Below are 25451 nucleotides of genomic sequence, written 5' to 3'. Positions count from 1 at the left end.
GACACGCCGCACCTTAATGATGAGTTTTAAAGAAAACTCATTCGAGGATGAACGCATGACTGAAAAGGCGCGTCCGGGCAGGCCAGCCAAAGCTCCAGGAACCCGTGTCGTGGACTTCCACACGGTAGCAGTGCAACTTCCGCCGGCCTACTGGGCCAAGCTTCAGCAGATCGGAAAGATCACTGGAATGCATCCAGGCCGCTGGACTACTAACCAAGTCATGAATCTTCTAGACCAGATCGACCTCGATGCCCTGGCCGATAAGCAACCCCAGCAAGAGGAGGCATTTGCTTTGGCAGAGGCCAGTTAACTAGGAAGGCCCGCGCTAGGCGGGCCTTCAGTAAGTTCTGTGTTCAGATCTCGTTCTTGGCGGGACCTCGATCTGAACTATTCAAGCTTCCTCTCGCGAGGACGCTCCCTTTTTCGTACCTTCGAAACGAAAGGTAACTGCTGTAAATGGTACCCGAAGTGGACTTGGCGTCAACGCATGCCTCAAGGGGTGTCGGAACGCCGTCTAAACCACAACAGGCATGGCATCTTGCTCCCTTGATCGCTGGCGAGTCTTCTTACCGGCTCGGCCGCTGGATAGGCCAGAAATTTCAATACCCGCGCCCCGCGCGAGCACCAAAAATTACCCCAGTCCTTCCGGACCGCCCAGCGGCAGTGTCAATTCACGGCGCGGACGGCCGTGTTGCCACGTTGTGCCTGGACTTTGATACCTCGAAAGCTCTAAAGGGAGTCGTAGATTCCGACGCCGCACGGGTGGGCCAGCTCCTGTTCGGCTGTGGGATGAGGTTTGTGGAGGACTTTTCCCCCAGCGGCGGCCGTCACCTATACGTTCCGCTACAGGACCGGATGGAGGCGGCCGAGGCCCGGGCACTGGTGGAGGCCTTGGCTTTGATGGCTACGAGTTTGGACCCGAGCCCGCATCAGAACATCACCGATGGGTGTATCCGTGTGCCTGGTTCGGCGCACAAGTCGGGCGGCCACCAAACACTCATCACTCCCCTGTCTCAGGCTTATGACATCCTGCGTCGCCGTAACCCGACGCGGACCCTGGTGGAGTTGCGTGCGGCGTTGGCGCCTGAATTGGCCCGCAAGCGCGCGTTGAAGGCCCGGGAAGCCAAGACGGTGGCCGCTCAGCGTACGGGTGGGTTGCCGGCACTGCCATGGGGTACCGGTAGTGAGTCCCCGTTGCGCCGGGTCGCCCGGACCGGCCTGTACGACACGGCCAGGTACCAGAGCCCGTCCGAAGCTCGCATGGCTGTGCTGAACCACTTCAGCGCCTGCGGCTGGTCTCTGCAGCACGTCGAGAACGAGCTCGCCGGCCAATTCCCTGGCCTTGCCGCTCTCTACGGATCAGCAGAACGCCAGGCACGGCTCCTGCCCTACGAGTGGGCCAAAGCCCAAACCTTCACCAGCACGGTCTCCAGTCCACCAAAAGCTGCTTCCCGTAAACACGGGGAAAAGAGTGCCCTTATTAACAACACAAGCCAGACTTTAACCACAGGGGGGGCGGGGAAATCCAGCGTCGCTGGTGTGTACCAGCTCGTGAACGACCTGGAAAATGTTCTCTACGGAGTCCTTGACCACCGTCTTCAGAAGCGTGGCCGCGAAGGCCTGAGCCTTCGCTTGCTGATCCGTGGACTACTGGGCTACATGCGGGCCAAAGAAACGGACATTCTCGACGTTGGTTGCCGGACTTTGGCAGCGGCTATGGGTAAGCACCACGTCACTATCGCCCGGCTGTTGCCCATCCTCGCAGCAGCCTCCGACGGGATCCTCACCAAGATCGCTGACGCGCGCCAGAAATCAGCCGACGTCTACCTCATTCAACTGCCTGAGCAGTATCAACAACTTGCCAGGGAACTGACCTGGCGGAAAGGAAAAATTCACGCCATCCGCCCCGTGTTCAGGGCACTGGGCGACCCCGCAGCTCTCGTTTATGAGGCCATTGAACGTGGCCAGCACTCCCCCACCACCGCCGAGATCGTCCGCGTCAGCGGTATTAGCCGCAACGCTTGCGCGGCCGCTCTGGCCGAGATGGAAACCCTCGGCATGATCCAACGCCACGGCCGCCACTGGAAAGTCACAGCGGTGAACCTTTCCAACTTGGCGGCACGGCTGGGAGTTCTGGACGATTACCAAGCCCATATCGGACGTAACCGACGGGAACGCGCTGCCTGGCACGCCTACCTCGATCGCTTTAGGGATGGTCACATGAATGAAAAAGACCTGTACGATGCCGAGCGCGACGAATATTGGCTTCCCCCAGACGATGAGCCGGCCATATGGTTCGCGGCCTAAAACACACCACAGCCAAAACGAAGCCAGGTCGTGTTGGGGAAAGCTACTGGCGTCCCCAGCGCTCATGCGCAGCTTGTCTCGTGATTCCCAGCGAGGCTCCGATTAATGCCCAGGAGACGCCGGCCGCTCTGGCCTGAACTACTTTGCGTTTAAGGCGTTCCTGAGCCTGCTTGAGCGCTTCTGCGGCTGCTCCTAGTTCTCTGACTGCATCAGCAGGTCCTGCGTGAGCCATCCACTCCGAACGTATTGCTTCCTCTACGTCGACGGAGGGACAGGCCACACCTAGAAACGGCACATAAGCACGGTGCCGGGATGAGGTCGCTGCCTTCCGGTCGGTGACACGCTGCCATAACGGACCTTCCCAGCCGCAAGAACAAAGAGCGCGCCAGCCCGTAACGTCGTCATCCGGAACTATCTCGTGGTCCCGTCGATCCGGATGCCGTTGGTATCTCCCACTTATGCCTGGGACAAGGACGATTCCGTTCCGCAGATCTAAAGAGTTCCGGCCGTCCGGTACCGTTGCGACCAAAGAACCCTCGTGGGATGCGCTCTCCACTTTCGATTCCACTCCCCTCCGCGTTCAAACCGTCAGGATATCCTGACGGACCACTACGGCGTCGTGATGCTGTGTCACTCGTTCTGAAACCCGGTATTAACGATGTGGTACCACACTGATACCACACCAGTACCGCATTGGTGTGGCATCACACTAGTACCACACCAATGCGGTACTAGTGTGGTATTGACACTAGTTCAGTACCACACTAGTGTGATTCCATGATCATTCTTGTAGGCCACTTGAAAGGTGGCGTAGGAAAATCGACCCTCACCGTCAACATCGCCACGGAACTACAACGGCAGGGCAAGGACGTCCTGATACTGGAAGCAGATCCCACCGTGCGAACAGTTTCAAACTGGGCCAAGGACCGAGAAGAGAATGGTCACCCGCGCATACAGTGCGTGCAGCAGACCGGTAATCTGCACAGTGTCCTAAAAGACCTCGACAAGCGTTATGACGTTGTGTTGGTCGACGCTGCCGGAAAGGACAGCAAAGAGATGCGTACAGCAATGACAGCGGCGCATGTTCTTCTGGCGCCAATGCAGCCCAACCAGACAGACCTTGATGTGACTGAGTCGTTGGTTGAGACCATTGAGCAAGCACGGGATTTCAACCCGGAACTCAGAGTGCTCGGCCTTCTCAATCGTGCCAGCACGCACATCTTCGCCACGGATGTAAAGGACAGTCGCGCCTACCTAGACGAATACCCCGAGTTGCCGATGGCCAACACTGTGGTCTACGACCGGGGTGCGTTCCAGAAGTGTATGGACGACGGCAGGGGAGTGGTGGAAATGAAAGACCGAAAGGCCATGGCTGAAATCCAGCTGCTCACCCAGGAGGTTATGGGATGGTAAAGCCAAGGAGCCGGACGACCCAACCCACAGAACAAGAAATTGAAGCCTTCGGGAACATGGCGGAACAGCCGCGTAGGACCGTAGATACGTCGCCATCTCTGGCTCCAGCAGCGCTGCCTAAGAAGCGTAGGGATCCCAAGGTAACTGGATACAACTTCCGCATGACGGCAGTCGAAAAGCAGCTGCTCACCCGGGCAGCACTGGAAGAAGACATTAGTGAGCAAAAGATTCTTGAACGCCTTGTCTGGCCGGCGCTTAGGGAACGATATGCAGATTGGGGCGAAGACCAGCCGTGACGACTACGGCGAACTCCGGATCTGGCGAGCGTTTTAGGAGTCTGGCGCCCACGGGTGACGAGAGGGACAGTCGATGAGCCATATCGAAACTGTTTACGTAGTGACCGATCCGCAGCCCACCGTCGGGGAATCCGTCAAGCAGCTCGCACAGCGACTGGACAAGAACCTGAAGGACCTCGTGACAGTATTCCAGGAGGCGGGCGATCAGCTGTGGACCGCCGAACCTGCCTCGCACACTGTCACGCCCGTGCCTGTAGTGGAACGCCGGCCAACGGGGATCATCGGGCGCGAGAAGGTGCAGGTTACTCACTACATTGCATCCGCACTGGTCATGGTCTCGTTCCAGAAGAGGATCGACTGACCACAGGCGATGCGGCGCCCTGTTCATTGTCGTAGGCACATGTCACACTTTCTGTCAGGGAACCCTGACAGGAAGGCGAGACGCGGTGGGATGGACATCAAACGACTATCAACATGAAGGCTGGGTCGCGGCCGTTGCGCCCGACGGGCGGCTCACAGGGACCTCGACCGGGGCGGGAATGCTGTTCCACGGGATCACCGGGCACTACAAGCCAGCAGGTGAATTCCACCCCGACGAGGAGATCGTTCCTCACGACCTCATCATGAGCTGGCGCGGGGCCTGCACCTGTGGATGGCAAGGAGAGCTGTGGCAAAGAGTGCTCACGCCTGAAGAGGCTGATTTCGGCTCCCGTCGAGAATACTGCCAGTCAGGGGATGGAGCTTTCGTGTCCGAAAGTGTGGAGGACGCCGTCCAGGACGAGTGGATGATCCACATCGCACCATCTGAAGCGATCCTCGGCGTCGAAGCCGCCGCCAAGGAACACCGCCAAGCGGGGCACCGACTGGACAAAACCGTCGCCGCCGCGAAGGCAGCCGGAGCTTCCTGGACCGACATCGGACGCGCCGCAGGAATCAGCCGCCAAGCCGCCCACGAACGCTGGGCCGACAAATAGCAGGCCGGAGGTGCATCCGGGTTCGAGTTTGACCCAATATCCGTCGAGGATCCACGCCACGACTACATGTTCCTGGCCTCCGAGTCGGAGCCTGATGGCCCGGCGAGCAGGCTAGGGGAATGGGATGTAGGTTAGGAGTCTAGGAGCTTTGCTTGACGCCCAGCCGACCCTAACTCGCTCGCCTGGTGAGTTCGCCCACGCGAACGTTATGTCGTCCAGGTGCTCCATCAGGGATTCGACGCGAAGGGCATCACGGTTGTCGATCCCCACGTGAACGTGCCGCGCTTCTTCACCGGTCTCGTTGGTCAGCAACCAAGTGCCGCCGCCTGGTCGGCCTGCCGGTTCGAGGACCCAATCTCCGGAATTATCAATCTGCACGCTTTGAATTGTGCCAGTACCTGAAGTTTGTGCGCGCGTGAGCACCCAACGACATGCTGCCCGGAGGTGCGGGAGAAGGTTGCGGATGACACTGACTCGTTGCGTCAAGGTCCCAGAAAGCTCATTGGTGGCGTCTCGGAAAACTAAAGGTTTATGAGACGCAACTGGACCGCGTCCAGGAATCCCGGCTGACGGAACGCGAGCCTCAGAATCCCGGCTCTTTCCTCAGCACCGACTTGTCTCGATAAGTCATCTCACCACGAAGCGTCGCGCTTCACCGAGGGGTCGGGGTTTATGAGGCAGAATGGCGGAATGAGGATGCTCGGATACACGAGGGTTAGCACGGCCGCTCAAGATGCACAGCTGCAACTGGACTCACTGCTGTCCGCCGGAGTGCAACGACGAGACACCTTCTCGGACGTTACCTCTGGCAGCAGGGCCGCCGTTGACCGGCCTGGGATGAAGAAGCTTCTCAACTACGCCGAGGCGGGTGACACCTTGGTGGTGTGGCGGGTAGACCGCCTAGGCAGATCCTTAATCGATGTTCTCAACACCGTGAACGTGCTGCAGGGCAGGGGAGTGGCGCTGCGTTCCCTTTCCGACGGGATCGACCCTGCAACCAGCACGGGCCGGCTCATGCTGAACATGCTGGCGACCCTGGCGGATTACGAACGCGAGCTTATTACCGAACGGGTCAACGCCGGCATCGCGGCTGCTAAAGCGAACGGCACCAGGTTCGGCAGACCAGCGGCGGATCCCGCGGTGATCGCCGGCAAGCTGGAGATTGTGCAGCAAGAGAGAGCCAAAGGGCGCACGGCCGAAGAGGCCGCCCAGCTCGTTGGGTGGAGCCGGGCGACCCTCTACCGGCACCAGCAGGCTAGTGGATCGGACGTGAGACCATTAACTCCGGCCAGGGACTAGGAGGCGGCCAAATCCTGACGGAGGCTATCTAGTAGCTCTTCAACCCATGTCCCTGGGGACGCTGCATTGTGGCCATCGGCATCCCGCTGACGAATATCAAGCTTGATCCCATTGGCGTAATGCACCACCGCCTTCGGCTTCGATGTGGCTTTGTTCGCCGGGCGGCGGTCTCTACGGTGAGGGTCACTTTCACCAGTAGGTATGGGACCCAAAGCCTCGGGGACGTCAAAAGAAGAGTCCGGGTTTTCTATAGCTCGACGTCGTCTAGGCAAACTGTCTCACATTGGTTTTCTCAGCTGTGCTGTGTTTAAAGCGTTTGATGGGACAAGAAGTAGCGAGTCGAAAGGCGGCCAGTCGCACCGAAGCAGAGGAGTTCAAGTCGTGCCCGCCGGTGGGACAAGAGGCAGCTGTCGACGGGCAACGTCGAGTTGATTCAAGATTGGCAAGCCGTGGGTTGATACGCCCAGCTCCTGCCGGAAGCTTCGAAGGTGCTGACATTACGAGTCGAAGTCCTGTGGCCCGGGTCCCCTAGCCGCACTCAGTTTGGAGCCGAAGTGCAGAGAGAATCTGGGTCTTGTCATCGCGGACTGCCAGTGCCAAGGTCTAACTACAACGCTGCCGTGCTGCCCATGTCCCGGATCTAGCAAGGGGTTTCACAATGAATCAATGGTTCCTCCCACAAGGTGGGATTCTCGCCAATTACATTGCACCTGGAGCGACCGTCCGTCACGCCTTCTGGTGGGAAGATCGCGCTTTCGGGCCCGCGATCCTGGCTGTTGCCATGCCACCTTCGACAGTGACGTCAACAGGTGGCGTGACGACGCTCAGCAACGGATTCAGCCAAAGCCGTGACCGGCTCACGTATTTCGCTGACTTGCGAGCTGAAAGCTCATACGGCGCCAGCTACCGTCTCCTGATCACAGCGCTGCGCTAGGGGAGAACCATGAAATGTACCGTCATCAGCGACGAGAACGGCAAGGTTCTCGCCATAGGCCCTGAGCCGGGCCCAGTACCTTCCGTTGAGGGGGAAGAGCCACCTCTCTGGCACGAGATCCAGCCCCTTGACGGGCAAACCGCCCAGATCGTGGACGTACCCGATGACCTACTCAACGACCCGGAACGGCTCGCGAATCTGCATGAGACACACCGGCTCCGCGGCGGCAGTGTGGAGGCCGTCTCGGACCTGGGCGCGGAGTAGCTCGACCGGTTCCTAGCGTTGCCCGAATGGCTCTCGACCGCCGGGCCTGTGTGACCTGACGCGGCCTGCGCGCCCTCGCACAGTACCGGAAAACGTGGACCACGCCCTGCACGCATCGGCCGGACTGGTGGTGTCATGGCTGAGGGAGTCGAGCAGCCAACCATCCGAAGGCCCTGCGAAAGTCCATCGTCGCTAGTTTCGTGACCGCCGAGTTGTGTCATCTCTCTCCGAAATCGATGGTGACGGTCGTGACCCCGCGCACTGGCGAGCCCGCACAGGAAACGTAGGGTCAACTGTTCCGTGACACTGCCTCTGGCTTTGTCAGGGTGATTCGGCGGCCATCTATATGAAAGTATGTTCATATATTGGGCGGATCGAGTTGTTTGGCTCCTGCGAAGCGCCCAGTGTCTTCCAGACGGAGTCGGTAGTGGCGCCGTTATTTCCCCGAGGAGTTGCTAGAGGATGTCCCCAGAGCCTGACGCAAGTGCGTCTGTACCAGCGGCCGAGGCCACCAGGATGCCACTGTGGGCCCGGCGGCTCGTGCTCGTGGGTGGTCTATGTGTGCCTGTGGGGCTCTTTGCCGGGCCGTACGTTTTTGGATTGCAGCTGCTTGCTGTGGCGGGCGTGGTGGCGATAGCCGTTGCCTTCTCTTACGGGCACCGTCGGTCGTGGTTTTCGCATTGGACGTGGCTGACGGCTGCTGCCGGCGTTTTATGGGTGCTCGCCACCGTCGCGTACTGGCTTAGCATCATGGCCGCCGTGGATGGTTCATCAGCGCCGTCTGGTCTTCCGAATGTCGTGTTTTATGTCGGCTTGGCTTCCCTGCTGATCATGGTCGCGGGAGTCATCGCCGCCGTGGTCTCGCGCGCCGTGGCACGCCGGCGCGCATCGGCAACGTTGGAATAAACACGATCGCCCGTCAGACCGGGGTTTTGCGGTCTGGCGGGCGATGGCCGTTGTGAGCAGCGGTATTACTGGGCTGGTGTTTTGTCCCGGCGCTTACGGGCGATGAAGAACACCGCTGCCGCCACCGCGAGGATGGCTGCTGCGATTCCTACCGCCATGGGAGCGTTCGAGTCGTCAGGCCGTGCAGCTTCCGGCGGCGACTGATTCGTGGCTGCGGCCGGGGTCGCGCTTTCAGTCGACGTTGGCGTCGGCGTCGGCTCCGCGGACGGTGTGGCGGCCTGTGCAGGGTCTTGGACGGTGAAGGTGTATGTGCCTTCGATCGGGTGGCCGTCGGAGGAGACGGTCCTCCACAGAACCTTGTAGGGGCCGTTGGTCCCGGCTGTGATGGCGGTGGAGATGGTCGCGCCGTCGACGGCGACTTTGCCGTCGCTGAGCGTTTTTCCTGCCTCGTCGGTGACGGTAATGACGCTGAGGTTGAGCTGGCTTGCGTCCATCGGCGGCTCGGAGAGCGTCAGGGTCACCACGCCTGGAGCCGTGGTGACCGTGGTGTCTGCGGCTGGAACGGTGGACTCGAGGGCGTCGTGGGCCATGGCCGGCGCTGCCGACAAGGCCGGGAGCAGCACTGCGGCGGCGAGTGCCAGGCGCAGTCGGAAGCGTCGTTTGTTTCGGGGATTCATGGTGTTCTGCATTTCTGTTCGGTGAGATGGCGGCTTGCGAGTGTGCGCGCCAGCAACGCCCCGAACCCATGGCTCAGGGCGTGAAGGCGGCGGCTGGCCGGGGTGGTCCCCGCGCCGGCGGCCGTTCCGGCCTCCCGGGCCGCAACCGAAGAAGGTCTGCATCAGCCTGAACGACAAAATGCGGTGTCCTGATCGAAACCGCCGCGGGTGGTTCCACCAACGGCCTCAGCCAGGAAGCCAAAGCCCAAACTGCGGCTTCGCCCTTGGCCATCACCAGTGCCGTGGCCAGGACGGCTGCGACGTGCATGGCGAGCATCCCGGCGCTCATGTCCGCGCTGAGATGATCGTGGACCCCGGGCACACCTCCGCCGCCGGGGCCCGGACCGGGAGCCGCAGGGTGGTGCCCGGAAAGGTCATTTACCGGGGTGCCGGGTCCTGAGAGGGCGGAGAAGGCCAGGTGCAGGGCGGCCTGGCAGATGCCCAGGTACGCGGCCAGCACCGGCGTCGTCATTTTCCGTCCGGCCAGGACGACGGCTGTGAGGGTTACCACTGCCGCCAGGGCTGACAGGACCGGCAGGGCGGGCAGTTCGCCTCCTGCCAGGACGTGGGCCGCCGCGGCCAGTACAAGGGCCGTCAGGGCGACGCCGGCGGCGCGGGGCAGAAGGAACGGTGCGCGTACAGCTTTCATCGTCGCACCGGTCCTTTCAGCGGGTTTGGTCAGGTGGGTCAAGGATAGGGACAGGCCGCGGAGCTTGGGCAGGCCCGTCCGAGGGGTGGGCCTGTTACTTGGCCGCGTCCGCGAGTAGTTGCCGGAATTGTTCCTTGGAGTTCAGGGTGAGCATTTCGCCGTTCAGGAAGAACGTGGGGGTGCCTTTGACGCCAAGCGCTGTGCCGTCGGCGATGTCTTTCTTGATGCGTTCCTTGGTTTTGTCATCGGCCACCGCGGTGTCGTAGGCGGCCAGGTCGAGGCCAAGTTCCTGGGCGAAGGTCCGGAACAGGGGCGCCTGGGAGTCGGTCTTCTCACCCCATTGGGACTGGGTTTCGAACATCTTGGCGTACATCTGCTCGTACTTGCCTTGTTGTGCTGCGGCCTCCACGGCCAATGCGGCGTTGGCGGAGTTCTTGTGCGACGGGAGCGGGAAGTAGCGGTTCACGAATGTGATGCGGTCCCCGAATTCCTTCTTCAGTTCCTCGACCAGGGGTTGGGCTGCGAGGCATGCCTCGCATTCGAAGTCCAGGAACTCGACCAGTTGGGCCTTCTCGGTGACCGGGGCGGTGACGCGGTGGCTGTCGTCCCGAACGAGTTGGGCTTCGGCGGCTGGTGCGGCGGCGGTGGGGTCGGGTTTGGTGAGGGAGAAAACGGAGTACCAGATCACGCCGATGGTGACGAGGACGCCGAGCAGCACCCAGATGAAGATCCGGGCCTTCTTGGCAGTGTCCATGGGCGGGGGAGCGGATTTTGTTTGTGTCATCAGTGGTGGATGCTTTCCTGGTCGCGGTGGGCGGCGGGCTCGATCTGGAAGGTGGAGTGTTCGACGCTGATGTCGAAGTGCTTTGCCACGCAATCCTGAAGGTCCGCCAGGATCGTGGCTGCGTGCCCGTCGGTCATGCAGTTGTCTTCCACTGTCACGTGGGCTGAGAGGACGGGTGTTCCGGAAGCGACCAGGGAGGCGTGGAGATCATGGACATCGATCACGTGCGGCAGGGCCAGGATGTGCTCACGGACAAGGGCCAGGTCCAGGCCCTTGGGAGTGGATTCCATCAGGACGCTGACAGTGTCGCGCAGCAGTTTGATGGTGCGCGGGATAATGAGGACACCGATGAGCAAGGACACAAGCGCGTCGGCTTGCAGCCACCCGGTCACGGCAATGATGATGGCGGCGGTGATGACCGCAACAGAGCCCAGCGCGTCGTTGAGGACTTCAAGGAAGGCGGCCTTCATGTTGAAGTTGTGGTTCCGTCCGGAGGCCAGGATGAGCAGGCCCACCGCGTTGCCCGCCAAGCCGATGATGCCGAACCAGAGCATCATGGATTCGCCGACTTCGGGGGGCTCGAAGAGGCGCCGGATGCCTTCGACGATGACAAAGCCGCCCACGGCCAGCAGCAGCGCCGCCTGTCCCGCGGCAGCAATGATTTCGGCCCGCTTGTAACCCCAGGTCCGTTGCAGGGTGGCTGGTTTCAAGGCCAGGGATGCTGCGATCAGTGCTATCAGCAGGCCGGCTGAATCGGTGAACATGTGCCCCGCATCGGCCAGCAGCGCCAGGCTGCCGGTGAGCACGGAGCCGATGATCTCGGCGATCATCACGGTGAACGTGATGGCGAAGACCGTGATCAGTTTGCCGCGCCGGGCGGTTGCCTCAGCCGCGTGGTCGTGGTCATGACCGCTCATGGCGGACCTCCAAAGGATCGTGGGAAGCGGTGGAACGCTCTTCAGTGGATGGGGCGGAACCGGGATCGACACAATCGCCCGCCGGGTCGACCGACAAGATGGTGTCCAGCAGGTCATTGAGAGCGTGGCCGAGCCTTGCGTCGGCGAGTTCGTACCGGATGCGCCGGCCAACAGGTTCGGCAGCGACCAGGCCGCAGTCCCGAAGACAGGCCAGGTGGTTGGACAGGATCTGCCGGCTGACACCAATGGTCTGGGCCAAATCGGCAGGGAAAGCCGGCCCGTCCTTGAGTTCCTGCAGCACCGCTGCGCGTGTCGGGTCAGCCAGGGCCTTGCCGAACCGGGCCATGACGTCGATTGTCGAAAGGATCCGCATACCCGCGATAGTACAGGAATTTCTGGATTCAGAACATTCTGTACTATCTCTGGAAGGTTTGTCGTCTGGGTCAGCCTCGGTCGCCATGGCGCTGGCTCCTCTCGTTGCGTTCCTCCAGCCGGGCAAGCATGGCGTTGTAGGCGTCGAGGTCGGCGTCGTTGGTCCGTGCCGCTGCCCGGTCGCTGCGGCGCGTTTCGCGGGCGTCCGAACGTGACCACATGATCGCCACGCCGACGGCGATGAGCAGGGTTGGTATTTCGCCGATGCCCCAGGTAATGGCTCCGGCCATCTGCTGGTCATCGAGCGCCGATGCGCCCCATTCACGGCCCAGTTCCGTAAACCATTGAGGCTGGATCAGGGTGGTCGATCCCATCAGGGTGACACCGAAGAAGGCGTGGAAGGCCATGGTGGCCAGAAGCAGGAGCAGCCGAAGCGGGTACGGGGCCCTGCGGGGGATCGGATCGGTGCCGATCATGGACAGGACGAACAGGTAGCCGGTGATCAGGAAGTGCACGGTCATCAGTTCGTGGCCAACGTGCTCGCGCAGGGCGAAGCCGAAAGCATCGGAATAGTAGAACAGCACGATGGAGCCGGCGAAGTTGGCGGCAACAAAAAGCGGGTGCGTCACGACGGCGGCCACCTTGGAGTGGACCACGACCATGGTCCACTCACGGGGACCCCTGGACCCGTCCTTCCGCGGCTTCAGAGCACGCAGGGCCAAGGTGACGGGGGAGCCGAGGACCAGGAAAACCGGGACGATCATGGTCAGCGCCATATGGTCGAGCATGTGGGCGCTGAACAGGACCCGCCCGTAAACCGAGGGCCCTCCTGAGGTGAAGAACACCAGGGCGACCAGCCCGGTCAGCCAGAGTACGCTCCGGGCCCAGGGCCAGGTGTCCCCGCGGCGGCGCAGCCGCCGTGCTGCGGCCAGGTAGAAGTACGCGGCCAGGACGGCGAAGGCGATCCACAGCCAGTCCGGGCGCCAGGTGGTAAACCAGCGTTCGGGCGTCAGCTCGGGCGGAAGGAGGTATCCGGTCAGGATTTCTGCTTTGGTCAGGGCGGGGCGGATGTCTTCCCCTGCCGGTGGCGGGGTGCGGCTGAGCGCGGCGGCCAGGCCGCTGACCGCGCCCATGATCAGCAGCTCGACGACAATGAACCGCCACAAGAGCGCTGTGGACCTTCCGTTTCCGGATTTCACGCTCAGCGCCGGGATGAGGCGTTTGCGGTGCAGCAGGCCAATGGCTCCCAGGGCGATGGCTGCGGCCGTCTTGGCCATCAGCAGCACCCCGTAGGGGGAGGCGAGCCCTGAGGGGAAATCGATCCGAATCGTGGCGTTGACGATTCCCGAAGCCACGACGAGGGCGAAGGCGAAGCCGGCCAGGGTGGAAAACCTGCGAAGGACCTCGGCGGTGTCCTTGCCCAGTGCGGTTCCACCCACCGCCAGCGCAATCAACCCGCCGAACCAGAGGCATACACCGACCAGGTGCAGGCCCAGCGAGTTGATGGCCTGCTCGTGATCGTTCCCGCCGGCGGCGTGACCGATCAGCACCACCGGCAGCAGTCCACCCAGGGCCAGCAGCGCCGTCAGGGCCAACCCGTTCACGGACCGGACTCCGAAAGTCAGGGTGGCAACGGACGCGGAAATGATGACCACCCACAACCATGCGGCGCCATTGGGCAGTTCGGTGACATAGGAGGTCAGTTGCGCGGCGAATTGCGCGCTGCCCGAGAGCGGGATGCCGGCGATGTCCGAGAAGCTGAAAACGAGTACGGCCAGCGCCGACACGGTCCAGGCAAGGCTCGATACGGAGGCCAGGACCATGATCCGCGAGAAGGCCGGGTGTTCGGCGTCGGCGGACAGCTGCGCCGCCGACATGTCCGGACCACGGGAGTCGGTGCGAAGGCCGCTGCGGCGGCCCCGGGCCAGTGGTGGAACGATGAAGGCCGCGAAAATGAGGGCGCCAATCGTGGCCGCGGCGGCAACATTCTGCATGGTCTGGGCCACGCCGTAACCCCAACGCACCAATGCACCCGGATCCCGGGTCTCAGCCGGCAAACTTCCCCTGCCATAGGCGGTCGCCACGAGAACGACGATCACGGCAATCGCGCCGGCCACCGCCAGCCAGCGCAATTTCGGCGAGACGGCGGCACTGCCGCCGGCGGCGGGGGCCTTCAAAGCCACGTTGAGTCCTTACTGGTCATCCGGGCCTGACCCCGCATCACTGAGCGGGCCAGGTCGCACCGACACGGGTCCGGCACGATTCCAGATTATCTGTAGAGTTATTCAGACGTTTAATCGTACCGCTGCCCTGGTCCAGTCCGGCAGCGGCGCAAATGCGAAGCATTAGCAGGTAGAGGTAGTCTTGATGAATGACCGGAACAGTACAGGCAGCCCGCAGCACGCCCGCGTCGTCGGGCAGCGAATGCGCCGTCCGTCTGGTCGACGCCGACAAGGTCGAGGCCGTCCGGTCGAGGATGCCCGAGGAATCCGACGTCACCGATCTCGCCGTGATCTTCGGACTCCTTTCGGATCCGGGCAGGGTCCGGATCCTCATCGCCCTGCTCGAAGGGGAGATGTGCGTGTGCGACCTGGCCGCAACCACCGGGCTGAGCGAATCCGGCGTCTCCCATGCGCTGCGCTTGCTGCGCGGACCGCGCGTCGTGCAGGTCCGCCGGGCCGGGCGCATGGCGTACTACTCCCTGGCCGACGCGCACGTTCGCATGCTCCTGGACCTTGGCCTGACCCACGTCGGACACGCCGGCCAGGACCGGCTCAAGGCCGTCAGCAGCCAGTAGCCCACACCCGGCGGCAGGTACCGGCCCGGCAGGAGTCCAGGCATGGATGACCCGGGAGTCGTCGGCCCGGTCTGGCTGCCATCGCTGCCGCCCTCTTTGGGCGAATACCTTTCCCCCAACCTGCAACCGGTGCCGCTGATCCCAGTGCTGACGTTGCTGGCCGCGCTCCTGTATCTGGCCGGGGCGATCAAGCTCTGGCGGCAGGGACGGCACTGGCCGGTCGTACGCACCATTTCCTTCCTGTTCGGCTGCCTGGCCATCATTATCATCATGGGTGCCGGCATCGAAGGCTACGGCCTGCGGATGTTCTCCATCTTCATGTTCCAGCAACTGACACTCATGATGGCCGTCCCGCCATTGCTGGTCATCGGGTCGCCGGGAACGCTGCTGCTGCGCGCCACCCCGCACAACCGTCTGGGAACCCCGGTCCTGAAGATTGCCCTCTGGGGGCTGCGTTCCCGCTGGGGCAGGCTGGCCATCCACCCCGCCTTTATGGTGCCGTTGTTTTTGCTCAGCTTCTACGGCGTGTATTTCTCCGGGCTCGCTGACCTGCTGCTGCCCAACTGGTACGGCCATGTGGGCCTGGAACTGCTCTTCCTTGCCTCCGGTATCCTGTTCACCGTCCCACTGATTTCTGCGGATCCGTTGCCCACCCGCCAGACGCACTTCGGCAGGATGCTGGACATCTTCGCCGAAATGCCGTTGCACGCCTTCTTCGGTGTCGTGATCATGATGGCCACCGCTCCCATGGTCCGTTTCTTCGCGAACCCGCCGGCCAGCTGGAACCTCGACGTCATGGCGGACCAGGGTCTGGCCGGCGGCCTGGCCTGGTCCTACGGGGAACTGCCCGGGGTGCTGTTGCTGATGTTCATCCTCGTGCGCTGGCAGCGCGAGGAGGCCCGGGGATGGGTCAAAGCAGACCGGACCGCCGCGGTGGCGGGGGACCCGGACCTGGATGCCTACAACGAGTACCTGCGCCAGCTGGCCGACCGCCCGGTGCGCGAACGATGACGGCCCGCCAGTCTCCGGGACCCGTCCGGACCACAGAAACCCTGCCCGTCACCGCGCCGCTGGGCGCCAGGGGCATGATGCGCTGGGCCTGGCGGCAGATGACCAGCATGCGAACGGCCCTGTTCCTGCTGCTCCTGCTGGCAATCGCCGCCGTCCCGGGATCGTTGTTTCCCCAACGCCCGGCCAACCCGGCCCTGGTGACCCGCTACATCAAAGACAACCCCGAATACGGTGAAATCCTCGACGCGCTGCAACTGTTCGACGTCTACGCGTCCGCCTGGTTCTCCGCCATCTACCTCCTGCTCTTCCTGTCCCTGATCGGCTGCGTCACCCCGCGGGCCAGGGCCCACTACAAGGCCCTGCGCTCACAACCACCGCGCACTCCCAAACGGCTCTCCCGGCTGCCCCAATACGGGACCCTCATCCTGCCCGCCGACGCCGCGGTTCCGGCGGCACAAGCGGTCACCGACGCCGCCAGGCTGCTCAAAGAGCGCGGCTACCGCGTCCACGTCCGCGACACCGACGGGGACCTGCCCTCCGTCGGAGCCGAACGCGGCTACCTGAGGGAAGCCGGGAACCTGCTGTTCCACACCTCACTGATCGGGGTGCTGGTCTGCGTCGCCATCGGTGGGATGTTCGGCTACCGCGGACAAAAAATCATCATCGAGGGCGGCACTTTCGTCAACACCCTGGTCAGCTACGATGCCTTCACCCCGGGGACCAATTTCGACGCCGCCACCCTGGCCCCTTTCGCCGTCACCCTGGAAAACTTCGATGTCCGCTTCGACCGCGAATCAACCAAACAGTTCGGCCAGCCGATTGACTTCACCGCCACCCTGACCACCAAGGACGGCGCGGACGGCACAACGCGGCAGCAGATCCTGAAAGTCAACGAACCGGTCTATTTCGGCGCCACCGGAATGTTCCTGGTGGGCAACGGCTACGCACCCGTCGTCACCATCAAGGACGGCACCGGAAAGACCGCCTTCAGCGGCCCCGTGGTCTCCATCCCCAACGACGGCGTCTACACCTCCACCGTCGTGATCAAAGCCCCCGACGCGGCACCCTCCCAGCTGGGGTTCGTCGGATTCTTTCTGCCCTCGGCAGTCACCAACGAGGCAGGCGTGGCCTACAGCTTCGATCCGGACCCGTTCAACCCCCAATTGAACCTGAATTCCTACTACGGAGACCTCGGGCTGGATACCGGGCAACCTCAAAACGTGTACAGCCTGGACGTGAAGAACCTGACCCAGCTCAACGGCCGCGACCTCCCCGCCAAAGGCATCACGCTCGGCCCCGGGGCCACCTATACGCTGCCCGAGGGCAAGGGAAGCATCAGCTTCGACGGCCTCAAGCGCTACATCGGCGTCGACGTCCGCAGCGACCCCGGCCAAGCAGGGGTTCTGGTGTTCTCCGGCCTCGCCGTGCTCGGACTGATCATCTCCCTGTACATCAACCGGCGCCGTGTCTGGGTCCGGGCCGGGAACGCCGAGGATGGCAGGACCATGGTCGAATACGGCCTCCTGGCCCGTGGCGAGGACCACCGCCTGGCCCCGGAAGCAACCGCCATCCGCTCGCTGCTGACCCGGCACTGGGGACAGGAGGACGCCCCGTGAGCTACAGCTTTCTGCTGTCCTGGCGCTGGGCGGGATACCTCCTGGCCGCCGCGGCCTTCGCCGCGGCCTGCCTTGCCCTGGGAAACTGGCAAATGGACCGCCGGAACCAGGCGGTCGCGGAGATCCGCAGGGTCCAGGAAAACTACGACAAACCACCGGTTCCCTTCGCTGAGGCCCGGGCACACTTCAACAATCCCGCACCCGACGCCAAATGGATGACCGTAGCCGTGGAAGGCCGCTACCTGCCCCAGGACCAGCGGATCATCCGCAACCGGCCCAACAATTCCGCGCCCGGCTACGAAGTCGTCGTTCCCTTCCGGCTCGCCACCGGCGAAACCATCGTCATCAACAGAGGGTGGCTGCCGATCGGGAACCAACGCCCCGGTTACCCGGACAGCGTGCCCGCCCCACCGGAAGGGCAGGTCGAGGCCGTTGTCAGGATCAAACCGGCCGAACCGGACCTGGGCCGTGACGCTCCCGCCGGCCAGCTGGCCAGCATCGACCTGGCCGGCTACCAGCAGGAAATCGGTTACCCCCTCATGACCGGCAGCTACGGCCTGATGGCCTCCGAATCCCCGCAGCCGGGAAACCTGCCGCAGCCCTTGGCCGCCCCGGCCGTGAAGGAAGGATCCAATCTTTCCTACGCCCTGCAATGGATCACCTTCGGGATCCTGGCTTTCGTCGGCTTCGGCTATATGGCCCGGCAACACGCCCGCATCAGGGCCGAGGAACACGACCAACCCGACGGGCAAGACCGGGAGGAACTCCGCTCCAAGCCGTCCCGGCGGGACCGCAGGGGAGCCGAAGAGGAAGATGCCCTGCTGGACTCCATGGGCCTTTGACTGGGCCACCGGGCACGAAGGACTACGGGCCGCCTCGACTGATCATCTGAAGATTCCTTCAGGTATGGTGGATTCCAAGCGCGGCCCGGCCTGTCGTGGCACGTCATGGACTGGCTTGGTCACGGAATTGTAACGATCGGGCTTTGTCGCTACTATTGATTCAGGTTTTTCTGTAATAAAAGCCTTTGATGCCGCACGCTGAACCCCGCCGGTGGCATTGATCGACGATCTTTTCCGCGGCGGGGGTGGAGGACCCAGAACCGGCAGCCAATCTGCCTTGGGGTGAAGCCGTGCGTCGAGGGCCAGAGGGCAATCGATGCGCGGCCGGGCTTGTTCCTTGGCCCGAACCCGACAGCTAACTTCGCAGGCGGATCGAAAGGATCCTTGCGTGGCAACTTCATCTCCCCGTGGCCGCCGCCGGAAACCCACCACCGCCATCATGGCGTTGTCGGCCTCCCGGACCGCGGCCGCCCGAACACCCCGCCACGCCTCAGCCAGCGGCATGACCTGGAGCCGGGGCAAACAGGTGACAGCCGCGACGACCTTGGGCGTGGCCACGGTCCTCACCGTCGCGCTGACCGCCGCGCACGCCAACCCGGCTCCCACCGCCACCACCGAACAGGTGGCAGCTTCCGCGGCAACGGCCGCGCCGGTGCAGGCCTCGGCGGGGGCGTCGATCAGTTTCGAACGCCCGGGGGTCACCACTAAGGCGGCCCCGCCCGCGAAGGCGCCGGTAGCGGCGGCCGGTGCGGTGGCTGCCCCCAAGGGAGCCAGCACGTCCCCTGCTGCGTCCTCGGGCCGGCTCGGAGCGCCGTTGGCCAGCATGTCCATTGCGTCGCCGTTTGGCATCCGAACCAGCCCGATCACCGGAACAGGTGAACTTCACACCGGCCAGGATCTCGTCGCGGCCTGCCAAACCGCGGTGTTCGCTGCGGGCGCCGGGACCGTTGTGGAGGCCGGCTGGTCACCCTATGGCGGCGGAAACCGGATCGTGGTCGACCACGGCAACGGACTCAAAAGCACCTACAACCACCTGGCCGCCATCGAAACCGCTGTGGGCGCGACCGTCGGCGCGGGCCAACGGATCGCAGCGGCCGGGACCACCGGAAACTCCACCGGCTGCCACCTGCACTTCGAGGTCCTGCTCAACGGACAGACCGTCAACCCCCAGGGATGGCTCTAACCCCTGGCTCCGGTGCCTGCCGTCAGGTTCTCAGCCAATGATGGGTCGCTCTTCCGGGTAGTGGAACAGCTGGCTGCGCTGGCGCAGGGCCAGGCCCGCAGCAAGGGTGACAGTCCCCAACCGGCCGGCGAACATGAGGGCTGTGAGGACGTAAACGCCCGACGGCGGCAGCTCGGCACTGAGGTTGGTGCTCAGTCCCACGGTGGCAAAGGCGGAAATGGTTTCAAAGAGCACCCTGTCCAGTGAAGCGCCGCTGATGGAAAGCAACAGGAATGCGGCGACGGAGACCAGGGTGGCTCCGGCAACGATCACCGAGATGGCCACCCGCATGGTGCCTTGGGGGATGGTGCGGCCGTAGACCTTGACGTCGGCGTCGCCTCGGGCCTCGGCAACAATGGCGAGGAACATGACGGCAATGGTGGTCACTTTGATGCCACCGGCCGTGGAGGCGGAGCCGCCGCCGGCGAACATGAGCGCATCCGTGAGCAGCATGGTGGTGGGCTCCAGCTGGTTCTGGTCCACCAGGTTGAACCCGCCGGACCGCGTCATCACGGACGCGAACAGCGAATGGACAACTTTCTCGCCGGCCGTCATGGTGCCGATGGTCCGGGTGTTGTCCCACTCCATCAGGGCCCAGAGGACGGTACCTGCGAGCAGCAGGATGAAGGACACCTGGATGGTGAGCTTGGTGTGGAGGTTCCACTTCTTCCAGTTCAGGCCGTTTTGCTGGAGGACCATCACCACGGGAAAGCCGAGGCTGCCCAGGAAAACGCCCAGCATGAGCGGGATGAGGATCCAGAGGTCTGTCTCGTACGGGACAATGCCGTCGGAGTGGGGCGTGAAGCCGGCGTTGTTGAAGGAGGAGATCGAGTAGAAGACTCCGTGCCAGACCGACTGCCAGAACGGTTCGCCCAGGAGCATGAACCGGGGAATCAGGGCCAGGGCAAGGGCGGCCTCGATCACCACGGACGTGACAATGACGATCCGCAGGAGGGTACCCACTTCGCCGAGCCGGCCCGCGTTGTTCATGGCTTCCTGGGCAATGAGTTTGCCACGGACACCCAGCCGCTTGCTGACCATGAGGGCCAGCAGGGAGGCGAGGGTCAAGGTACCCAAACCACCCACGAAGATGCCTATGAGGATGACCAGTTGCCCGAAGAAGGACCAGTGCGTGGCCGTTGATACCACCGTCAGGCCCGTGACGCAGACGCTGGACACTGCCGTGAACATGGCCTGGTGCAGGGGCGTGGATTCACCCGATGCGGAGGAAGCCGGCAGGGACAGCAGGCCGGTAAAGAGCAGGATGACGAAAACGAAGACCGTGAACGCCAGACGGGCCGGGTTGGTGTTCGCGATCGAGTCGACAAAATCACGCAGTCCGGTGAGGACGGTGGGCCGGTCGGGCCCGGGGACCGGCCGCGGTCCGGGACGGTGGTGATCCGGGCGTTGCTTCTGCTCCATGCGCGGTGGTCCTTGTCCTTGGTCGTGAGGGGCACTGCCCGTCACAGGAGATTCCCTCGATGGCCGCCGCGCAGCGGGGTGGGGCTGCTAAAGGCCGGGGGTGCCCACGAAGACGTGGAGGAAGGCGAAGAAGATGCTCGCCGCGACGGCCACGTACAGCAAGGCGGTCATGACCCAGCCCGATTCGCCGACGACGCGCGCCGCCCGGGCGGGGAGGGTGATGATGCCGTGGGTGATGTTCCGTGCGGTGACCCAAACGAACAGCGGAATCATCACCGCCCAGACGACCATGCAGAACGGGCACAGGACGTGGATCGCGTACAGCGCCTGGGACCAGAGCCAGATGACGAAGGCGAAGCCCAGCGTGACACCGGCTTGGAGTCCGAGCCAATACCAGCGCGCGAAGACCGCCCCGGACAGCAGGCCCGTGCCGGTGGTGATGATGACAGCGAACGCCACGATCCCGATGAACATGTTGGGAAACCCGAAGACCGAACTCTGCCAGGTCTGCATGACCTGGCCGCAGGAGATCCAGGGGTTGATGTCGCAGACGGTCTCATAACCGGGGTTGCTCAGTTTCTGGAGTTTCTCCAGGACCAGGATCCCGGAGGCCAGCCAGCCAAGGACGCCGGCAACGACGAGGAGCCACCCGAAGGGCTTGTCGCGGGTCATCAGCACGGGTGCGGCGTCTCTGGCGGCCGCCGGGGCGGTGTCCCCGGCGGGGCCGGTGCCGGTCGGGGGTGTGGTGGTCGTCATCGTGGGGTGTCTTTCGTCGTTGCTGCCGGGGGTGGACCGGTTCAGGTTCCGGCCGCGGCTGAGGTGATCAGGGCCTTCAGGGTGCCCTTCTGGGTTGCTCCGAGGATGCGGGCGCTGACGCGTCCTTGCTTGTCCAGGACCAGCGTCGTGGGCACCGCCCGGGGCGGGACATACTCTGTCATGGCCAGCAGGACGGCCCCGTCGCTGTCATCAAAGCTCGGGTAGGCGATGTTGAAGGTCCGTTCGAAGGCCGCGGCCGTGGCGGCGTCGTCGCGGACGTTGACGCCGTAGAACAGCACGCCCTGGTCTTTGAACTCTGCCGACAGGGCTGCCAGGTCCGGTGCTTCCACGCGGCAGGGGGCGCAGGCCGCGTACCAGAAGTTCAGGACGACCACCTTGCCTTCCCAGTCCCGTGCATTGACTTTTTCCCCGCTGAACAGTTCACCTTCCAAGGTGACGGGGGCTCCGCGGGACCCGGGAGGGTATTCGTTGACCGAACCGTCACCGGCTATGTAGTTCTTGTTGTCTCCGGCGTTGGCCTGTTGGGCCAGGTTGTCCTTGGACCCGCAGCCGGCCAGGGCCAACACGGCCACGCCGAGGCCGAGCACGGTACGGCGTCCGGGGCGGGGATTGGGTGGGAACTGTGGGGTCATCGGTTGTGGCCTTTGCATCTTCCAGGTTTTTCAGCGGGTTAGACGGGCATGAGGAAGGTCCCGGCAAGGTTTTGGAGCTGGTAGATCCATTTCACCCAGATCCCGGAGACCATCAGGATGCCCAGGATGATGAGCATGACGGCGCCGCCGATGTTGACGGCCCGGATGTGCCGGCGGATGACCGCGAGGGCTTTGGACACCCAGTTCAGTCCGAGGGCGACGAGCAGGAACGGGATACCGAGTCCGAGGCAGTACACGAAGGCCAGCAACGCCCCGCGCCAGGCGTTCGCCGACGTCACGCTCAGGCTCAGCACGGCGCTGAGTGTGGGGCCCATGCAGGGCGTCCAGCCCAGCCCGAACACGACACCGAGTAGCGGAGCGCCGGATAACCCGCCGCTTCCGGGCAGTTTGAACTTCCGGGTCTGCTGCAGCCAGGAGAACCGTCCCAGGAGCACCAGGCCCATCAGGATCACAATGACGCCCAGGACACGCATGAGTGGGTCCTGCCAGCGCAGCAGCCAGGACCCGATGGCCCCGAACGCCGCCCCGTACAGGGTGAACACGGCCCCGAAGCCGAGGATGAACAGCGCCACCCCGGCCAGGACGCGGCGCCTGTTCCTGGGCTGGGCCGGGTCCGTGAGCCCCGAAACGAACCCGAGGTAGCCTGGCACCAGGGGGAGGATGCAGGGGGAGAGGAAGGACACCAGGCCTGCGACGGCGGCCAGCGGCAGGGCCAGGACCAGGGCCCCGGAGACCACCGTGGAGGCGAAGAAGTCACCGATACCCATGGATCAATGACCGTCCCGGGTCGCAGCGGGAGTGCGCAGGTACCCCAGGATCAGCAGACCGACTCCGCCGACAACGAACACGTCGGCGAGGTTGAAGGTGGGGAACCAGCCGGTGTGGAGGTAGTCAACGACGCCCGCCCCGTCCAGGCGGTCGATCAGGTTCCCCAGCGCACCGCCCAGAAGCACCGCGGCCCCGACCCTGGACAGGCGGCTGTATCCGGGGACCGAGCGGAACAGGAACACCGCTATGCCTGCGACGATGACAGCCGTCGCTGCCACGACGATCCACGGGGACAGGGACGCGCCCAGACTGAACGCGACCCCGGTGTTGTAGTGCAGGCGCAGATTGAACAGGCCAAGGTCCACCATCCTGCCATCGGCCATGGTGACCACGACAAGGGTTTTGACCACCAGGTCCAATGCGGCCAGGGACAGGGCGGTCAGTCCAAGGAAAGCCCGGCCCGTCCGGGGACGACGCTCCTGCGCGGCGCTCACGCCGGCACCGGGGCGTTGTGAACTGCCGGCGCGGCCGTGCCCGGTGGAAGGGCTTTGGCCCGTCCTGCCCGGATCCCGTTGCCGATGACGACAAGTTCGAACAGTTCGTGGATCAGAACGACGGCGGCGAGGCCTAGGACGCCGAACAGGGCCAGCGGGATCAGGACGGCGATCAGGGCCAGGGACATCCCGACGTTTTGCAGCATGATGGCCCGCGTCCGGCGGGCGTGCAGCATCATCTGGGGCAAGTGGTTCAGGTCCTCGCCCATCAGGGCGACATCGGCTGTTTCGATGGCGACGTCCGTGCCCATCGCCCCCATGGCAATCCCGACGTCGGCCGTGGCCAGGGCGGGGGCGTCGTTGACGCCGTCGCCGACCATGGCGGTCCGCTGCCGGCTCTGAAGCATACGGATGACCGTGGCCTTGTCTTCGGGACGAAGTCCGGCATGGACTTCGGTGATGCCCGCTTCACGGCCCAGGGACGCGGCGGTGAGTTCGTTGTCTCCGGTGAGCATGATGGTCTCGTAGCCATGCCGGTTCAATTCCCGGATGACCGAAGCCGCTTCGGGACGGAGCTCATCGCGGACCGCGATCGCGCCGATGAGCTGACCGGCTTCCTCGACCAGAACCGCGGTGGCCCCGTCTTTCTGCATTCTCGTGACGTCAGTGGCCAGGCCCTGTGGTTCGATCCATCCCGGCCGGCCCAGACGGGCCATGGTGCCCGCCACCACACCCCGGACTCCCGCGCCGGGCACGGTCTCGACGTCAACGGCAGGTGGCGGGGTGGGGTTGGCGGCCAGGATGGCCCTGGCCAAAGGGTGTTCCGAGCGTGACTCCAGGCCGGCGGCAACGGCCAGGACGCGTTCCCTTGTCGAACCCCCGACGGCAACGACCTCCACCACGGTCGGCTGGTTCCGGGTCAGGGTGCCGGTCTTATCCAAGGCGATCGTGCGGATCCGTCCCAAGGATTCCACCGCGGCGCCGCCCTTGATCAGGACACCGATGCGGCTTGCAGCACCGACCGAGGCAACAACGGTAACCGGGACGGAAATCGCCAGTGCGCACGGGGACGCGGCGACCAGGACCACCAGGGCCCGCTCAAGCCACAGCGCCGGTTCCCCGACCACCACACCGTAGCCGGCGATGAGCGCGGCCATGATGAGAATGCCGGGTACCAGCCAGCGGGCGATGCCGTCGGCCAGGCGCTGGCTGGAACCCTTGCGGGACTGCTCGGTCTCAACAATGTGCACAATCCGAGCCAAGGAATTCGATTCCGCGGTGGTCGTAACTTCGATCTCCAAGGCGCCGGTGCCGTTGATCGACCCGGCAAAGACCAGGCTGCCGGGCCCGGCTTCGACGGGTACCGATTCGCCGGTCAATGCCGAGGTGTCCAGGGCCGTCCTACCGGTCAGGACGGTTCCGTCCGTGGCCAGGCGTTCACCCGGGCGGAGAACGAGCCGGTCGCCGATGACCAAAGACTGTGGAGCGACCGTTATCTCCCGCCCTCCGCGGAGAACCGTGGCCTCTTTGGGGACCAGGTCCAGAAGAGCGCGCAATCCATGGCGGGTCTTTGCCAGCGAGTATTCCTCCAGGCCTTCGGAGATGGCGTACAGGAACGCCAGGGTCGCCGCTTCCATGACTTGCCCCAAGGCAACGGCACCGAGCGCGGCGATGGTCATCAGGGTTCCGACGCCGATCTTTCCTTTAAAAAGCCGGCGGAGGGTGGAGGGAACAAAAGTCCATCCTGCCACCAGCAGTGCCGCCGCCTCCAAAGGCAGCGTCACCCAGTCCCCGGCCCCGGAGACCGACGTGATCCAGGCCGCGAGCAGCAGGGCTCCGGAGACCATGGCGGCCCGGATCTCAGGGCTCCGCCAGAAACTGGGCTTCTCGTCCGGGTTTTCGCGGGCTTCTCCGTCAGCTTCCGGGCTGTCGTGGCTGCAGCAGGCGTCGCTCATCGTCGTCTCTCCATTTGTGTCGCCGGGCATTGAAAGCCCGGGCCATGCGTTCAGACCCCTTCC

Annotated in this window: 27 protein-coding genes and 1 riboswitch; of the genes, 15 read left to right on the top strand and 12 right to left on the bottom strand. The window is 63.9% G+C overall.

The genetic code is table 11. From position 1 onward, the window contains the following. Positions 1–55: 55 nt before the first annotated feature. The 10 genes from HMI59_RS25475 (at position 56) to HMI59_RS25430 (ending at position 8393) form a co-directional block, all read left to right on the top strand. Positions 56–310 (top strand): hypothetical protein, encoded by a 255-nt coding sequence (locus HMI59_RS25475; protein WP_139770718.1) that lies wholly within the window; start codon positions 56–58, stop codon positions 308–310. A 479-nt stretch (positions 311–789) separates the two neighbouring features. Beyond that, positions 790–2307: a hypothetical protein gene (locus HMI59_RS25470; protein WP_227471770.1), complete on the top strand. Its 1518-nt coding sequence runs from the start codon at positions 790–792 to the stop codon at positions 2305–2307. 777 nt (positions 2308–3084) lie between these two features. Beyond that, positions 3085–3720, top strand: coding sequence for an AAA family ATPase (locus HMI59_RS25465; RefSeq protein WP_193594622.1), 636 nt, complete (start codon positions 3085–3087; stop codon positions 3718–3720). 161 nt (positions 3721–3881) lie between these two features. Beyond that, on the top strand, positions 3882–4016 hold the full coding sequence (locus HMI59_RS26025) for a hypothetical protein (RefSeq protein ID WP_255527698.1): 135 nt from the start codon (positions 3882–3884) through the stop codon (positions 4014–4016). Positions 4017–4089: 73 nt separating this feature from the next. Further along, entirely contained in the window at positions 4090–4377 is a 288-nt protein-coding gene (locus HMI59_RS25455) for a hypothetical protein (RefSeq protein ID WP_193594620.1), read from the top strand. An 85-nt stretch (positions 4378–4462) separates the two neighbouring features. After that, a complete protein-coding gene (locus tag HMI59_RS25450) occupies positions 4463–4990 on the top strand; it encodes a hypothetical protein (protein ID WP_193594619.1) in 528 nt (175 codons plus the stop codon). Positions 4991–5680: 690 nt separating this feature from the next. Then, positions 5681–6289, top strand: coding sequence for a recombinase family protein (locus tag HMI59_RS25445; protein ID WP_193594618.1), 609 nt, complete (start codon positions 5681–5683; stop codon positions 6287–6289). Between the two features lie 658 nt (positions 6290–6947). After that, a complete protein-coding gene (locus tag HMI59_RS25440; protein ID WP_193594617.1) occupies positions 6948–7223 on the top strand; it encodes a hypothetical protein in 276 nt (91 codons plus the stop codon). Between the two features lie 9 nt (positions 7224–7232). Further along, entirely contained in the window at positions 7233–7487 is a 255-nt protein-coding gene (locus HMI59_RS25435; RefSeq protein WP_193594659.1) for a hypothetical protein, read from the top strand. Between the two features lie 600 nt (positions 7488–8087). After that, the gene (locus HMI59_RS25430) at positions 8088–8393 is read left to right on the top strand and encodes a hypothetical protein (RefSeq protein ID WP_227471768.1); all 306 of its coding nucleotides are present in this window, start codon (positions 8088–8090) and stop codon (positions 8391–8393) included. Positions 8394–8458: 65 nt separating this feature from the next. Here the strand turns inward: HMI59_RS25430 and HMI59_RS25425 are convergent, their stop codons facing one another. From HMI59_RS25425 to HMI59_RS25400, 6 genes are all read right to left on the bottom strand, one after another. Beyond that, on the bottom strand, positions 8459–9082 hold the full coding sequence (locus tag HMI59_RS25425; RefSeq protein ID WP_227471767.1) for a copper resistance CopC family protein: 624 nt from the start codon (positions 9080–9082) through the stop codon (positions 8459–8461). 61 nt (positions 9083–9143) lie between these two features. Next, positions 9144–9758: a hypothetical protein gene (locus HMI59_RS25420; protein ID WP_193594658.1), complete on the bottom strand. Its 615-nt coding sequence runs from the start codon at positions 9756–9758 to the stop codon at positions 9144–9146. A gap of 94 nt (positions 9759–9852) precedes the next feature. Further along, positions 9853–10542, bottom strand: a complete 690-nt coding sequence (locus HMI59_RS25415) for a thioredoxin domain-containing protein (protein WP_193594657.1) — start codon at positions 10540–10542, stop codon at positions 9853–9855. Beyond that, positions 10542–11459, bottom strand: coding sequence for a cation diffusion facilitator family transporter (locus HMI59_RS25410; RefSeq protein ID WP_193594656.1), 918 nt, complete (start codon positions 11457–11459; stop codon positions 10542–10544). Before HMI59_RS25410 ends, HMI59_RS25415 begins: the two co-directional genes overlap by 1 nt. Next, positions 11446–11832, bottom strand: a complete 387-nt coding sequence (locus tag HMI59_RS25405) for a helix-turn-helix transcriptional regulator (protein ID WP_193594655.1) — start codon at positions 11830–11832, stop codon at positions 11446–11448. The genes HMI59_RS25410 and HMI59_RS25405 overlap by 14 nt, the downstream gene beginning before the upstream one ends. 70 nt (positions 11833–11902) lie before the next feature. Next, positions 11903–14014 (bottom strand): cytochrome c oxidase assembly protein, encoded by a 2112-nt coding sequence (locus HMI59_RS25400; RefSeq protein WP_193594654.1) that lies wholly within the window; start codon positions 14012–14014, stop codon positions 11903–11905. A gap of 188 nt (positions 14015–14202) precedes the next feature. On the opposite strand from HMI59_RS25400, the gene HMI59_RS25395 reads away from it, so the two are divergent. The 5 genes from HMI59_RS25395 to HMI59_RS25375 all read left to right on the top strand — a co-directional run bounded on the left by HMI59_RS25395 (position 14203) and on the right by HMI59_RS25375 (position 19280). Then, positions 14203–14628, top strand: a complete 426-nt coding sequence (locus HMI59_RS25395) for a helix-turn-helix transcriptional regulator (protein ID WP_193594653.1) — start codon at positions 14203–14205, stop codon at positions 14626–14628. A gap of 42 nt (positions 14629–14670) precedes the next feature. Continuing rightward, on the top strand, positions 14671–15639 hold the full coding sequence (locus HMI59_RS25390) for a cytochrome c oxidase assembly protein (RefSeq protein ID WP_193594652.1): 969 nt from the start codon (positions 14671–14673) through the stop codon (positions 15637–15639). Continuing rightward, positions 15636–17255: a cytochrome c biogenesis protein ResB gene (locus HMI59_RS25385; RefSeq protein ID WP_370583608.1), complete on the top strand. Its 1620-nt coding sequence runs from the start codon at positions 15636–15638 to the stop codon at positions 17253–17255. The genes HMI59_RS25390 and HMI59_RS25385 overlap by 4 nt, the downstream gene beginning before the upstream one ends. Continuing rightward, a complete protein-coding gene (locus tag HMI59_RS25380; RefSeq protein WP_193594651.1) occupies positions 17252–18097 on the top strand; it encodes an SURF1 family protein in 846 nt (281 codons plus the stop codon). Before HMI59_RS25385 ends, HMI59_RS25380 begins: the two co-directional genes overlap by 4 nt. A 186-nt stretch (positions 18098–18283) precedes the next feature. Then, a riboswitch (cyclic di-AMP (ydaO/yuaA leader) is annotated at positions 18284–18481 on the top strand. Between the two features lie 4 nt (positions 18482–18485). Further along, positions 18486–19280: a M23 family metallopeptidase gene (locus tag HMI59_RS25375; RefSeq protein ID WP_227471766.1), complete on the top strand. Its 795-nt coding sequence runs from the start codon at positions 18486–18488 to the stop codon at positions 19278–19280. 30 nt (positions 19281–19310) lie between these two features. On the opposite strand, the gene HMI59_RS25370 is transcribed toward HMI59_RS25375, so the two are convergent. From HMI59_RS25370 to HMI59_RS25345, 6 genes are all read right to left on the bottom strand, one after another. Then, positions 19311–20741 (bottom strand): TrkH family potassium uptake protein, encoded by a 1431-nt coding sequence (locus HMI59_RS25370; protein WP_227471765.1) that lies wholly within the window; start codon positions 20739–20741, stop codon positions 19311–19313. 87 nt (positions 20742–20828) lie between these two features. Beyond that, positions 20829–21497, bottom strand: coding sequence for a vitamin K epoxide reductase family protein (locus tag HMI59_RS25365; protein WP_193594650.1), 669 nt, complete (start codon positions 21495–21497; stop codon positions 20829–20831). 41 nt (positions 21498–21538) lie between these two features. Then, positions 21539–22150 carry a TlpA disulfide reductase family protein gene (locus tag HMI59_RS25360; RefSeq protein WP_193594649.1) on the bottom strand — a complete coding sequence of 204 codons (612 nt, stop codon included), beginning with the start codon at positions 22148–22150 and terminating at the stop codon, positions 21539–21541. 38 nt (positions 22151–22188) lie between these two features. Beyond that, positions 22189–22938 (bottom strand): cytochrome c biogenesis CcdA family protein, encoded by a 750-nt coding sequence (locus tag HMI59_RS25355; RefSeq protein ID WP_193594648.1) that lies wholly within the window; start codon positions 22936–22938, stop codon positions 22189–22191. A gap of 3 nt (positions 22939–22941) precedes the next feature. After that, positions 22942–23433, bottom strand: a complete 492-nt coding sequence (gene lspA / locus HMI59_RS25350; RefSeq protein WP_193594647.1) for a signal peptidase II — start codon at positions 23431–23433, stop codon at positions 22942–22944. Beyond that, positions 23430–25388: a cation-translocating P-type ATPase gene (locus HMI59_RS25345; protein ID WP_193594646.1), complete on the bottom strand. Its 1959-nt coding sequence runs from the start codon at positions 25386–25388 to the stop codon at positions 23430–23432. The genes lspA and HMI59_RS25345 overlap by 4 nt, the downstream gene beginning before the upstream one ends. Positions 25389–25451 lie beyond the last annotated feature (63 nt).

Source organism: Paenarthrobacter sp. YJN-5 (assembly GCF_015040095.1).
Lineage (GTDB): Bacteria > Actinomycetota > Actinomycetes > Actinomycetales > Micrococcaceae > Arthrobacter > Arthrobacter ureafaciens.
The sequence above is the reverse complement of the archived record's forward strand: the minus strand, read 5'-3'. Positions and strand labels throughout refer to the sequence as shown.